General features: G+C 39.7%; 14 protein-coding genes. 12 read left to right on the forward strand and 2 right to left on the reverse strand.

The window, feature by feature from the left end; genetic code table 11:
• Positions 1-6 precede the first annotated feature (6 nt).
• The 9 genes from WDB87_RS01600 to WDB87_RS01640 all read left to right on the forward strand — a co-directional run bounded on the left by WDB87_RS01600 (position 7) and on the right by WDB87_RS01640 (position 8952).
• Positions 7-1086 carry a pilus assembly protein PilM gene (locus WDB87_RS01600; protein ID WP_286245948.1) on the forward strand — a complete coding sequence of 360 codons (1080 nt, stop codon included), beginning with the start codon at positions 7-9 and terminating at the stop codon, positions 1084-1086.
• On the forward strand, positions 1074-1646 hold the full coding sequence (locus tag WDB87_RS01605; RefSeq protein WP_286245949.1) for a PilN domain-containing protein: 573 nt from the start codon (positions 1074-1076) through the stop codon (positions 1644-1646). Before WDB87_RS01600 ends, WDB87_RS01605 begins: the two co-directional genes overlap by 13 nt.
• Complete coding sequence (locus tag WDB87_RS01610) at positions 1636-2241, forward strand: type 4a pilus biogenesis protein PilO (protein ID WP_286247648.1); 606 nt, start codon at positions 1636-1638, stop codon at positions 2239-2241. The genes WDB87_RS01605 and WDB87_RS01610 overlap by 11 nt, the downstream gene beginning before the upstream one ends.
• Entirely contained in the window at positions 2238-2774 is a 537-nt protein-coding gene (locus WDB87_RS01615; RefSeq protein WP_286245950.1) for a pilus assembly protein PilP, read from the forward strand. Before WDB87_RS01610 ends, WDB87_RS01615 begins: the two co-directional genes overlap by 4 nt.
• On the forward strand, positions 2761-4851 hold the full coding sequence (locus tag WDB87_RS01620; protein ID WP_337848818.1) for a type IV pilus secretin PilQ: 2091 nt from the start codon (positions 2761-2763) through the stop codon (positions 4849-4851). The genes WDB87_RS01615 and WDB87_RS01620 overlap by 14 nt, the downstream gene beginning before the upstream one ends.
• Positions 4852-5035: 184 nt before the next feature.
• Positions 5036-5554, forward strand: a complete 519-nt coding sequence (aroK, locus tag WDB87_RS01625; protein WP_004589350.1) for a shikimate kinase AroK — start codon at positions 5036-5038, stop codon at positions 5552-5554.
• Positions 5555-5582: 28 nt separating this feature from the next.
• On the forward strand, positions 5583-6653 hold the full coding sequence (gene aroB / locus WDB87_RS01630) for a 3-dehydroquinate synthase (RefSeq protein ID WP_337848819.1): 1071 nt from the start codon (positions 5583-5585) through the stop codon (positions 6651-6653).
• Complete coding sequence (locus WDB87_RS01635) at positions 6653-8032, forward strand: AAA family ATPase (protein ID WP_286245953.1); 1380 nt, start codon at positions 6653-6655, stop codon at positions 8030-8032. Before aroB ends, WDB87_RS01635 begins: the two co-directional genes overlap by 1 nt.
• A 53-nt stretch (positions 8033-8085) precedes the next feature.
• Positions 8086-8952 (forward strand): Dam family site-specific DNA-(adenine-N6)-methyltransferase, encoded by an 867-nt coding sequence (locus WDB87_RS01640; protein WP_004589353.1) that lies wholly within the window; start codon positions 8086-8088, stop codon positions 8950-8952.
• On the opposite strand, the gene WDB87_RS01645 is transcribed toward WDB87_RS01640, so the two are convergent.
• The gene (locus tag WDB87_RS01645; RefSeq protein ID WP_286245954.1) at positions 8900-9085 is read right to left on the reverse strand and encodes a DUF2970 domain-containing protein; all 186 of its coding nucleotides are present in this window, start codon (positions 9083-9085) and stop codon (positions 8900-8902) included. The genes WDB87_RS01640 and WDB87_RS01645 overlap by 53 nt on opposite strands.
• Positions 9086-9088: 3 nt before the next feature.
• Entirely contained in the window at positions 9089-9385 is a 297-nt protein-coding gene (locus WDB87_RS01650) for a hypothetical protein (RefSeq protein ID WP_337848820.1), read from the reverse strand.
• A 526-nt stretch (positions 9386-9911) separates the two neighbouring features.
• Between WDB87_RS01650 and rpe the strand changes: the two genes are divergently transcribed.
• Genes rpe through trpS form a run of 3 tightly spaced genes read left to right on the forward strand, consistent with a single transcriptional unit; the run spans position 9912 to position 12301 of the window.
• Positions 9912-10595, forward strand: coding sequence for a ribulose-phosphate 3-epimerase (gene rpe, locus WDB87_RS01655; protein WP_337848821.1), 684 nt, complete (start codon positions 9912-9914; stop codon positions 10593-10595).
• Positions 10595-11260 carry a phosphoglycolate phosphatase gene (locus WDB87_RS01660; protein ID WP_286245957.1) on the forward strand — a complete coding sequence of 222 codons (666 nt, stop codon included), beginning with the start codon at positions 10595-10597 and terminating at the stop codon, positions 11258-11260. The genes rpe and WDB87_RS01660 overlap by 1 nt, the downstream gene beginning before the upstream one ends.
• A gap of 36 nt (positions 11261-11296) precedes the next feature.
• On the forward strand, positions 11297-12301 hold the full coding sequence (gene trpS, locus WDB87_RS01665) for a tryptophan--tRNA ligase (RefSeq protein WP_286245958.1): 1005 nt from the start codon (positions 11297-11299) through the stop codon (positions 12299-12301).
• Positions 12302-12327 lie beyond the last annotated feature (26 nt).

A 12327-nucleotide genomic window follows, 5' to 3' on the forward strand; every position in this document is an offset into this window, starting at 1 on the left:
GCAAACATGCTAAGTCAACTATTTCAAAAGCCATCCACTGCGATGGTCGGAATTGATATCGGATCGCACTCTATCAAAGCAGTGCTTTTAAGTGAAATTGAAACGGGATTTCGACTAGAAGCACTTGCAATTGAACCTATGCCAAAAGGCGCAATGAGCGAGCGCTCTATTCAGGATATTGAAGCAATTGGTAACATAATTACAAAATTAAAAAGAAAACTACCAAAATCTTTAAAAACAGCAGCAGTGGCTGTATCAGGGCAAACCGTTATCACTAAAGTTATTTTTATGGATGTTTCATTAAGTGACGCTGAATTAGAGTCGCAAATTGAAATAGAAGCTGACAGCTTAATACCTTACCCCCTTGATGAAGTGAGTTTAGATTTCGAAAAGCTTTCTACCAACGAAGCCGATCCGAGTAAAATGAATGTGCTGTTATCTGCTGCGCGTACAGAAAGTGTTGAAGCTCGTGTGGGCGCACTTGAGGCGGCAAACTTAACCGCTAAAGTGGTTGATGTTGAAAGCTATGCGCTAAGTAGAGCAATGGATGTGTATTATCAGCAATTACCAAGTGATGCCTTTAATAAGTGTGTTGCCGTAGTAGATATTGGTGCTGTTTTGATGTTGGTGAGTGTTGTTCAAGCGGGAGAAACAATTTATACCCGCGACCAAGTGTTTGGTGGGGACCAGTACACTAACAGTATCGTGTCTTACTATAACAAAGGCTTTGATGAGGCAGAAATTGGCAAAACAACGGGTGATTTACCCCCAAATTATACCTTTGAAGTGCTCGCACCGTTTCAAACATCATTATTGCAACAAGTGCGCCGTGCGGTACAAATGTTTTTAACAACCACAGGTAAAGATCAAGTAGATTATATTGTGCTAACCGGCGGTACATCGATGATTGACGGTTTAGATAGATTGTTAATTGAAGAGTTAGGTATTCATGCCGTGGTAGCTGAGCCATTTGCAAATATGGAAGTTTCGCCAAAAGTAGATAGAAATATAATGCAGCGAAATAGAACGCAGTTTGCAATTGCTACTGGTTTGGCATTAAGGAGCTTTTCATCATGCCACATATAAATCTATTGCCGTGGCGAGAGCTACAGCGAGAAGAATCAAAAAAGAAATTTATAACAATTTTAATCGCGGTTGTTATTGTCTGTTTTGCAAGTATGTACTTACTTAGCTCTTTTTATTCTGGTTTAAAGGATGGCCAAAATTTAAAAAATAATTATTTAAGCTCTGAAATTAGCATGCTTGATAAAAAAATTAGTGAGATTAGAGATCTCGATAAGCGAAAAGAAAACTTACAACAACGTATGCGGTTAATTGAAGAGCTACAAAGCAGCCGTAACTTAGGCACTCAAATTATGGATGAGGTGGCAAAAATTGTTCCTCAAGGGGTATATTTAACTAAACTAGAGCGCCGCGGCAGTCAAATACATGTGCTAGGGCGTAGTGAATCAAACAACCGCTTGTCTACTATGCTGCGTCAGGTGCAAGGTTCATATTTGTTAGAAAGACCGACCATGCAGGGTATTGTGGCAGGCGATCAAACATCACGGTTACTCAGTGATTTTAATATGGAGTTTTACGTAAAACCATTTGATGAAATTGGTGAGGTAAGTGATGAACCTTGATTTAAAAGCCTTAAATGAAATAGATTGGAATGAAATTGAGCTCGACAACATTGGTGAGTGGCCCGTTGCAGTAAAAGCAATTTGCTGTTTATTTATAGCCGGTTTAGTCCTGTTTTTTAGTTACAGCTTATTAGTGTCTGATGAAATAGACAGTTATCACAACGCGGTAGCAAAAGAAGTAGAGCTGCGCAGTACTTACAGAACAAAGTATGCCGTAGCCAGTAAGCTTGATATATATCGCCAGCAAATGGTTGAAATGGAAGATAAGTTTTCTCAACTACTAAAGCGATTACCTACCTCAAATGAAACCCCTGGCCTGTTAGATGATTTATCTTATGTAGGTACTACTAGCGGTTTAACATTTTTAAAAATCGGCTGGTTACCAGAGGTTGAAAAAGAGTTTTATACCGAGCTGCCTATAAAAATTGAAGTAATAGGTACTTACCATGAGTTTGGTGAATTTGTAGGAAAAGTAGCCCAATTACCACGAATTGTAAGTTTACATGACTTTTCGATTGTATCATCTGGCGAAAAGCAACTAACATTCAGTGTGGTAGCAAAAACGTATCGTTATGAAGAAGGGGTTAAAAAGTGAGATTAGTCCCTTTATTATCATTGTCTGTTTTATTATTGGCAGGCTGTAACGACGATACGTCTGAGCAAAAAGAGTTTATTGACCAAGTAAAGGCTAGTACCACGCCTAGAGTTGAGAAAATACCAGAATTAACGCAGTTTGAGCATTTTGAATATAATGCATCGCAATTACGAAGCCCTTTTGTGGCTCCACAGCCTGAAATTATTCAAAATAAACTAACGCAAATTAAAAACTGTTTACACCCTGACCCTGATAGAGTGAGAGAGCCGCTAGAAAAGTACCCGCTCGATAATCTATCAATGAAAGGTACATTAGGCTCTAACGGGCAAATGTGGGCATTGATCACCGCAGCTGATGAAACGCTGCACAGGGTAACGGTAAATAATTACTTAGGGACCTATGACGGTAAAGTTAAGTCTGTAAGTAGTGATTATGTAGAGTTAATAGAATTAATCCCTGATGGGTCGGGTTGTTGGAAAGAGCGGCTGACTAAATTAGAAATGTTAGAGGCGGCAAATAATGGCGCAAATTAATAATAAAAAAGGTAAAACACACATGCATAAGGATGTACTTTGGCATCATCGTTTTCAAGCGGTGCTATTTGTCATATTGGCTCTTTTTGTTGCAAAAACAGCCAGTGCAGCGCCACTACTTTATGATGTACGTTATAACCCCTTGCTAAAAGGCGAGACCGAGTTACAACTTGTATTTGACGAAGAGCTAACACAACAACCTAAAATTCAAGTACACAACACACCAGCGCGTATAGAAATGCTATTTGAAGGCGCCGAATTAGAGCAGGGTCTTGAAAATGTACCGGTCGATCACGCGGGTATTAATAGTGTAAGCAGCGTACTGACAGAGCAAGGCTTAAAAGTTACCGTAAATTTAGCGCGTTTAAAAATATACGAAACACAAGTAAATAATAACTTAGTGTCGTTGCGCGTGTCTGATAACCCGCTTACTGAACAAGCTTCTGATGAAAGCAGCAATGGTTATGATGCATCAAGTGCTTATATTAACCGTATTCAGTCTATTGATTTTCGCCGTGGTGAAAAAGGTGAAGCAAAAGTTTTAGTATTTTTGCAAGACACGCAAGCTGCGATAGAAGTACATGAAAGTGGTGGAAAAATAATTGCAGAGTTTCATCACACAGATATTTTAGACGACTTACTGTATGAACTAGATGTATTAGATTTTGGTACTGTTGTAAGTACCATTGAAACCTTTAAAGAAGATAGCTTAAGCCGTGTTGTTATTGAGCCTAATGCGGCTTTTACCTTTACCTACCAGCAAATAGATAACATTTTAACGTTAACGATTGAAAAAGATGAAACGCAAAATGCCTACTTAGATGGCGGTAAAGAATATCAAGGCCGACCAATGACCTTAAACTTCCAAGATATTTCGGTCAGAGCGGTACTGCAAATAATAGCGGGTTATAACGAGTTTAACTTAGTAACGAGTGACTCAGTAACCGGTAATATCACGCTTCGTTTAGATGGCGTACCATGGGATCAGGCTTTAGATGTTGTACTGCGCATTAAAGGTCTTGATAAGCGCATGGATGGCTCAATACTGATGGTGGCACCGGCAGAAGAGCTTGCTGCTCGAGAGGCTAAAGATTTACTAGCAAAACAAAAGGTCGAGGATTTAGAGCCACTATATAGCGAGTATATTCGTTTAAACTACGCTAAGGCTGAAGATTTTGCAGATTTACTGAAAACCGACACTAACAGCATCATTTCTGCCCGAGGCAGTGTATCGGTTGACCAGCGTACCAATACATTACTCATTAAAGATACAGCGAAGAGCATTGAGAGTATTCGTCGTATGATTGAAACACTCGATATCCCAGTGCAACAAGTTGTTATTGAATCACGTATGGTTACGGTACGCGATAACGTCACAGAAGACTTAGGCGTACGTTGGGGATTTAGTGATCAACAAGATAGTGATGGTATTTCAGGCTCGCTTGAAGGAGCTGAGTCTATCTCAAATGGCACTATTCCTGATTTATCAGACCGTCTTAATGTAAACCTACCTATTACTAACCCTGCGGCAAGTATTGGTTTACACATAGCTAAGCTGGCTAATGGTACCTTAATTGATTTAGAGCTAAGCGCTTTAGAAGAAGAAAATAAAGGTGAGATTATTGCGAGTCCGCGCATTACTGCAGCTAATCAGCAAAAAGCACGTATTGAGCAAGGTACTGAAATTCCCTATACAGAATCAGCCTCAAGTGGTGCTACGACTGTAAGCTTTAAAAAAGCGGTATTGAGCCTTGAGGTGACACCGCATATAACGCCAGATAACAAAGTAATTTTAGACTTAGTAATCACACAAGATACTCGTGGTGAGACTGTTCAAACTGGTACAGGTGAAGCGGTTTCGATAGATACTCAACAAATTGAAACACAAGTGCTGGTTGATAACGGCCAAACCGTTGTGCTGGGGGGGATTTTTCAGCAGCAAATCATTAATACCACAAATAAAGTACCTGTACTTGGTGATATTCCATATGTTGGACGCTTATTTAAGAGCACCAGCGAGTTTAATGAGAAACGTGAATTACTTATTTTCGTGACACCGAAAATACAAATAGACTAAAATTTAGTGGTTTTATGTTCGCCAGCGAGTGTTTATTGATAATAATTGCTCGTTATATGGCTTTTTATTGTAATAGACTTGAAATACCCGGCCAATTACTGAGATAATCCCCTCCTTAATTTTGGGGCCAGGTCGTTAGGCGGGGTTTTATTTCAAATTTTAGAGTTCGTTTGTACTAAAAGATATGGCTGAGAAACGTAATATATTTCTAGTTGGCCCCATGGGGGCTGGCAAAAGCACGATTGGTCGTCACATCGCTGACCAATTACACCTTGAATTTGTCGATTCTGATCAAGAAATCGAACGCCGTACCGGTGCAGATATTGCCTGGGTGTTTGATCTTGAGGGTGAAGAAGGCTTTAGACTTCGTGAAGAATCTGTTATTGGCGACTTAACCGAAATGCAAGGTATTGTACTTGCAACCGGTGGTGGTTCAGTAATGAGTAAAGAAGTTCGAAACAAGCTTTCGGCTCGTGGTATCGTTGTATACCTAGAGACACCTATAGAAAAGCAAGTTGCACGCACGCAACGCGACAAGCGTCGCCCATTACTGCAAACTGAAGAAGCACCTCGTAATGTACTAGAGCGCTTAGCAGAAGAACGCGAGCCACTATACAAAGAAGTTGCCGATTTTGTTGTACGCACCGATGAGCAAAGCGCTAAAGTTGTTGCTAACCAAATCATCGAGAAATTAGATTTTTAAAAACCAATAATAAAGGAAATAACAAAGCATGCTTGAATTAACTGTTAATTTGGACGAGCGAAGTTATCCTATTTTTATTGGTCAATCTGCACTTCAAGATAATGGCCGCCTTGTTCACCACATTGGTGATTGTCGGCCTATCATTATCACTAACGACACAGTTGCGCCTTTATATTTACAAGGACTGCTAGATTCGTTAGCTGACCTAGACCCTCTTTCTTTTGTCATTCCTGATGGTGAGCAATACAAATCACTTGAATGGTTTGAGAAAATATCAGCTTTTTTATTGCAAAATAACTGCGGCCGAGACACATGCTTAATTGCATTAGGTGGCGGTGTTATTGGCGATTTAACAGGCTTTGTTGCTGCATGTTATCAGCGCGGTGTGCCGTTTATTCAAATTCCTACTACGGTGCTATCACAAGTTGACTCCTCTGTAGGAGGAAAAACAGCGGTAAATCACCCATTGGGTAAAAACATGATTGGGGCGTTTTATCAGCCGCAAGCTGTTTTTATTGATACTAATTCACTTCACACTTTACCGGCGCGCGAATTTGCAGCGGGTATGGCCGAAGTTATTAAGTATGGTCTAATTTACGACACCGAGCTATTTGCTTTTATTGAGCAAAATGTAGAAAAGCTACAGCAACTAGATGAAGCAAGTTTGCAGCATATTATTTATAGATGTTGTGAAATTAAAGCGCTTATCGTAGCGCAAGATGAAAAAGAAAATGGCCTCCGTGCATTACTCAATTTAGGGCATACCTTTGCGCATGCAATTGAAGCGCAAATGGGATACGGTGTATGGCTACATGGCGAGGCTGTTGCTACCGGAATGGTACTTGCTGCTAAATTAGCGCATACACGCGGTGATTTATCGCAAATAGAGGTAGATAGAATTGTAACGCTACTCAAGCTTTATAATTTACCGACTGAGATCCCTAGTGAAATGACTGCTGAGCAGTTTTTAATGCACATGCGCAAAGACAAAAAAAATAAAAAAGGCACTATCCGCTTCATTTTACCTACTCAATTTGGTCAATGCGCATTGGTAGATGATGTATCAGACGACCAAGTTAGAGCGTTAATCGAGCAATAATGCAGGCGCAAATTTTACCAAGCCGTGCGGCGTTGGTGGATAGAATCGCTCTGCAATTTGAATACGGGCAAAACTTAATTGTATTACTAGGCACCTCTGGCCTAGGCAAAAGTTATATGCTCGAAACCTTCATCACCGACAAATACAACAGTTTTAACAAAGCATTTGTACAAGTAAGTGCCAGTGTAAATGATGTATCACTGATGAGTGATATATTAGAGCAAAGCTTTAACTCTCCGCTGATTGACCATGATTTATCGTTAAGTGAAAACTTTTACCAACTGTTGCAGCAGCAGCCGTGTGAGGCCTGTTTATGGGTGCTCGATAATGCAAGGCACTTATCTGAAGAGCTATTACAAGAGTTAGAGTTACTTGCTAAAAACAGCCCTGTAACGCTTTATATTATGCTAGCCTCGCAATCAAAGCTGGCTATTAATAGTGCCGTTGAAATTTACTTAGAGCCTTTGTCTGCACATGAATCTAAACAGCTAATGAGCTGGTATTTTCCTAATTTACCGTACGATGAAGACCCCGTATTTAGCGCATTTTTAAATGAAGCGAAAGGCAACCCCAGCTTATTATTAGCATGGCAGCCAACGGAGCATGTGGCTGATATTGTAAAAAAAGATAAAGTGTCGTGGCGAGTACACTTAATCTCGTTGTTAATTATAATTATGCTACTTATCATTGGTTTGCTGTATAAAAATGACATGACTCAGTGGTGGCAAACGTACTATCAAAATCAACAAAGCCAAGCCATAGATACCGCTATTCCTGCTTCTAAAATTACCGCTATCCCAAGCGCGGATAAAGAAGTCAGTAATGACAATTCTGATATTTCAAAAGCAGATTTGCCTTCAGAGCCGGTCAGTGATAAATCACAAAGTAATGTAGCACCTCATAAAAACGATGTGCCGGCGATTATGCAAAGCCTAACGCGTCAGGCTCAACAAAGCGCTCAAAGTGAGCAAAGTGAACAAAGCGAGGCGTTACCACAAAGCTTAAACACTTCTGAGACTATTGAGCCAATCGAAAGTGACAAAAAAGAAAACCCGCAGCCTAAAACCTCAAATAACGTATCAGATAACGCTTGGTATTTAGCCCAGTCAGATAATAATACAACTGTGCAGTTGCTAGCTGTTACACAGGAAAAAATCACCCGTGAGTTTATTATTCAACATAATTTAAGCCAGCGCGCTAAGGTATATCAAACTAAGCGAAATAATAAAGTGTGGTGGGTGGTTACTATTGGCAGTTATGCATCACTCGCTGAGGCTAAAAGTGCGTTGTCTGCCTTGCCGAGTGCGCTTAGAAAGAACAAGCCTTTTTATAAAAAAATCAGCAAAATAAAACAAGAAATTGCACGACTTGATCAGTAAACTGATTCACTTTAGTGTAAAATCGCGCTACAGCAGATTGAAGTTAAGAACCAATGCAACAAAAGAGTAGAGCCTTCCTTAAATGGGCTGGCGGTAAATACAGCCTAGTTGAAGATATTAATGCACGCTTATCTCAAGCCAGCAAACACGCTGAAACCTTGGTAGAACCTTTTGTAGGTGCAGGCTCGGTATTTTTAAATAGTAATTTTAAACACTATTTACTTAACGATATTAATGCTGATTTAATTAACTTATATAAAGAGCTCAAGCGCTCGCCTGATGAGTTTATCAGTGATTCTAAAAAACTATTTGTTGATTTAAATAACCACCCAGATGCTTACTACGAGTACAGGGTACAGTTTAATAAAAGCAATGATGTGTATGAGCGCGCAATGCTCTTTTTATACATGAATCGCCATGGTTACAATGGGCTGTGTAGGTATAATCTCAAAGGCATTTTTAACGTGCCATTTGGTAAATATAAAAAGCCTTATTTTCCTGAAAAAGAAATGTACTTTTTTGCCGAAAAAGCACAAAAAGCCACATTTACCTGCCTAAGCTACGATGATGTGTTTAAGCTTGTGCCAAACAATGCGGTTATTTATTGCGATCCGCCTTATGTACCGTTAAGCAAAACAGCGTCGTTTACTTCTTATGCTAAAGGCGGGTTTAATTTAGACGATCAAGCAAACTTGGCAAACTTAGCCGAGCAAGCTGCGTTTGAAAACAATACTCCGGTGCTTATATCTAACCACGATACCGTGTGGACACGAAAAATTTATAGCCAAGCTACACTAGGTAAAATTCAAGTAAAACGAACTATCAGCCCTAAAGGTGGATCACGCAACAAGGTCGACGAGTTAATGGCTATGTATTTAGCACCCAAGCAACCACTGCGTAAATTGTCACTACAAAAATAACAAAAAACAGCACAGCTAAAGCAATAATAAAAAGAGGGGAGTGTTGTTGAAAGTCGACTTGGCGTTTGTGCTCAGATTGCACACCAAAAAATGCTGCTAGCACACTTTGCAACGCGCTAATTAAGTGCAGCATTATTTAAAATAGAGGTTTTATTGAAGGCGTATTTTTAGCATCTTCTGAGCTAGTTAATAGCTCTAATAAATCTAAATAATGAAACTGCGCACTGCGGCTATCGCCTGTTAGCCACGAAAACCACGATGAGTCTTCTTCTACTTTCGCACACGTTAGGGTGTTTGAAATATTATTGTTACTTGCCTGCTGCTGACAATTGCTAACTAAGCTTAAATCTTGCTCAGAATTTGGCGCAAAACTAAAAGCCCCAATAAATAACAATGCCGACGCAATTAAGATCCCTGTTTTAAATGCACGCATAATATTAGCCTAAAATTAAGTTACTCTTTTAATAATAGCAAAAGCTGTATAAATAACAAACTAATATTTCCCTAGAACCATTAAAGCTAATTGCTAATAAATATTTATACCAATCCGCATAATTAAGTGATCTATTTTGAGGATGGATAAACGTGTTGATAGCAAGGCAAAAAATTCACTATTTAGTTGTTCTCGGCAATTGCTCCTGCATTGCTTTACCTTCTGAATCATGCAGTCGTAAATAAGAATTTTTTAACGTAAATAGCGATACGTTTAGCCCCTGAAAATGATTAAGTATTATTGTGGATTAATATTATTCCCCATAAATAGGCGAACACGCAGGAGCAGTTTTCGAGCCCGCTAGGTTACAAACCTCGCGCCACGATTTAATTGTCTCGAGATAGAACAAATTTCAATCACAAAGCTCAACACACCCTAACTATATTATTATGTTTAGGGTGTATTACTTGGGAAACCTTAGCATTTACGGTACATTAAGGCATACTTTACTGATTGACGGACTACTATGTTAAACCCTGAACAAAAATACTTAATTGCGCCTTCTATTTTGTCAGCCGATTTTGCAAAATTAGGCGAAGATGTAGATAAAGTACTCGCTGCAGGCGCTGATGTAGTACATTTTGATGTCATGGACAATCACTACGTGCCTAATCTCACTATAGGACCCATGGTGTGTAAAGCGCTCAGAAATTACGGTGTAACAGCACCGATAGATGTTCACCTAATGGTAAAGCCCGTAGATAGTATTATTCCTCAGTTTGCAGAGGCTGGCGCGTCAATAATTACGTTTCACCCTGAGGCGAGCGAGCATATAGATCGCACCATACAGCTCATTAAAGACCATGGTTGTAAAGCGGGCTTAGTATTTAACCCTGCTACTAGCCTGAGCTATCTAGATCACGTTATTGATAAACTAGACACTATTTTATTAATGTCTGTAAACCCTGGTTTTGGCGGCCAAAGCTTTATTCCTCATACCCTTGAAAAACTAGCGCAAGCTAAGCAACGTATCATTGAATCAGTCCGTGATATTCGCCTAGAAGTTGATGGTGGTATAAAGGTTGATAACATAGCCGCAGCGGCACAAGCGGGTGCTGATATGTTTGTAGCAGGATCTGCTATTTTTAATGAGCCTGATTACAAAGTGGTTATTGATCAAATGCGTGAGCAGTTAGGAAGCGTAAAGTAATGAAATATGATGTAGCTTTGTTCGACCTAGACGGCACACTCGTTGATAGCGTTTACGATTTATACTTAGCAATAAATTTAACATTGAGTGATCTAGCGTTTCCCATTGTTAGCCAAAGCTTAGTTGAAAGCTGGATAGGCAACGGTATTGAAACCTTAGTGAAGCGTGCGCTCAGCGGCGATATGCAAATTAGCGAGCATTTAGACGAAACGCTTAGCGCAAAAGCCATTGCTTTGTTTTACCAACATTATGGGCAGCTAGTAGGTGAGTATAGTGTGTTATACCAACATGTAGAAACAGGGCTCAGTGCTTTGCGCGGCATGCCAAAAGCACTTGTTACTAATAAAGCGCGCATATTTACCGAAATCCTACTTGATAAGCTTTCTCTTACAAGCCACTTTGAAGTGATAGTGTGTGGAGATGATATGGCAAAAAAACCTTCACCAGCACCATTACTTTATGCGTGCAACCAGCTGAATGTGGAGCCGAGTAAGGCTATTATGATTGGCGACTCAAAAAGCGATATATTGGCAGCACATGCCGCTAAAATTGATGTTATAGCTGTAGATTATGGCTACAACCAAGGCGAAAAGCTAAGCGATTTTAATCCACAGTACCTATGCGATAACTTCTTAGATATAATACCGACACTAACACAGCGTTAAAATTTTTAATTAACTAAACAACACTAAAGGAAAATCATGAGTAAACCAGTAGTTTTAAGTGGCATTCAGCCAACCGGTGGTATGACAATAGGCAACTATGTTGGCGCTATTAACCAGTGGCTAAAGCTACAGGAAGACCACGACAGTTTCTTTATGCTTGTTGATTTGCATGCCATTACCGTACGTCAAGAACCAGAGCTTCTTCGCTCTCGTGTATTAGATGGTATAGCGTTATACGCGGCGTGCGGCATAGACCCTGAAAAGTCTGCGCTTTTTGTGCAATCACAAGTCCCAGAGCACGCGCAGTTAGCATGGGTGCTAAATTGTTACGCACAAATGGGCGAGCTTAACCGCATGACCCAGTTTAAAGATAAATCATCAAAGCATGCTAATAATGTAAACGTAGGTTTATTTTCGTACCCAGTATTGCAAGCAGCGGATATTTTATTATACCAAGCAGATCAAGTGCCAGTAGGGGATGATCAAAAGCAGCACTTAGAGCTAACGCGTGACATAGCGACTCGTTTTAATAACTTGTATGGCGACGTATTTAAATTACCTGAGCCATATATTCCTGAATTTGGCGCACGCGTAATGAGCCTTCAAGATCCGCTTAAAAAAATGTCTAAGTCTGATGAAAACCCTAATGGCTACATCATGCTATTAGATGAGCCTAAAAAGATTGAGAAAAAGCTTAAAAAAGCAGTAACTGATTCAGATGAGCAAGCACGTATTTACTTTGATCGTACGGAAAAGCCAGGCGTTTCTAACTTACTTACTTTGTTAAGCGTAGCGACTAAGCGCTCAATTGAAGACTTAGTGCCAGAGTACGAAGATAAAATGTATGGCCACCTGAAAAAAGATACAGCCGATGCTGTAGTGAGTATGATTGAGCCAATTCAAGCACGTTTTAAAGAGATCAGAGAAGATCAAAACCTACTTGATAGCATCATGAAATCAGGTGCAGAAAAGGCAAGTGTACGAGCAGAAAAAACCCTTAAATCAGTTTACGATGCACTAGGATTTATTCCTCGTACATAATTTTTTCTAGTATAAGTAAATAAAAA

Origin of the sequence: Pseudoalteromonas sp. C12FD-1 (assembly GCF_037414265.1) — a bacterium.
Lineage (GTDB): Bacteria > Pseudomonadota > Gammaproteobacteria > Enterobacterales > Alteromonadaceae > Pseudoalteromonas.

What these genes read in the sequence shown, in the direction of transcription:
- WDB87_RS01635 (WP_286245953.1), top strand. Translation starts at nt 6,653, where the DNA reads ATGCAGGCGCAAATTTTACCAAGCCGTGCGGCGTTGGTGGATAGAATC.
- WDB87_RS01660 (WP_286245957.1), top strand. Translation starts at nt 10,595, where the DNA reads ATGAAATATGATGTAGCTTTGTTCGACCTAGACGGCACACTCGTTGAT.
- aroK (WP_004589350.1), top strand. Translation starts at nt 5,036, where the DNA reads ATGGCTGAGAAACGTAATATATTTCTAGTTGGCCCCATGGGGGCTGGC.
- WDB87_RS01620 (WP_337848818.1), top strand. Translation starts at nt 2,761, where the DNA reads ATGGCGCAAATTAATAATAAAAAAGGTAAAACACACATGCATAAGGAT.
- WDB87_RS01600 (WP_286245948.1), top strand. Translation starts at nt 7, where the DNA reads ATGCTAAGTCAACTATTTCAAAAGCCATCCACTGCGATGGTCGGAATT.
- WDB87_RS01650 (WP_337848820.1), bottom strand. Translation starts at nt 9,385, where the DNA reads ATGCGTGCATTTAAAACAGGGATCTTAATTGCGTCGGCATTGTTATTT.
- WDB87_RS01605 (WP_286245949.1), top strand. Translation starts at nt 1,074, where the DNA reads ATGCCACATATAAATCTATTGCCGTGGCGAGAGCTACAGCGAGAAGAA.
- rpe (WP_337848821.1), top strand. Translation starts at nt 9,912, where the DNA reads ATGTTAAACCCTGAACAAAAATACTTAATTGCGCCTTCTATTTTGTCA.
- WDB87_RS01645 (WP_286245954.1), bottom strand. Translation starts at nt 9,085, where the DNA reads ATGCTGCACTTAATTAGCGCGTTGCAAAGTGTGCTAGCAGCATTTTTT.
- trpS (WP_286245958.1), top strand. Translation starts at nt 11,297, where the DNA reads ATGAGTAAACCAGTAGTTTTAAGTGGCATTCAGCCAACCGGTGGTATG.
- aroB (WP_337848819.1), top strand. Translation starts at nt 5,583, where the DNA reads ATGCTTGAATTAACTGTTAATTTGGACGAGCGAAGTTATCCTATTTTT.
- WDB87_RS01640 (WP_004589353.1), top strand. Translation starts at nt 8,086, where the DNA reads ATGCAACAAAAGAGTAGAGCCTTCCTTAAATGGGCTGGCGGTAAATAC.
- WDB87_RS01610 (WP_286247648.1), top strand. Translation starts at nt 1,636, where the DNA reads ATGAACCTTGATTTAAAAGCCTTAAATGAAATAGATTGGAATGAAATT.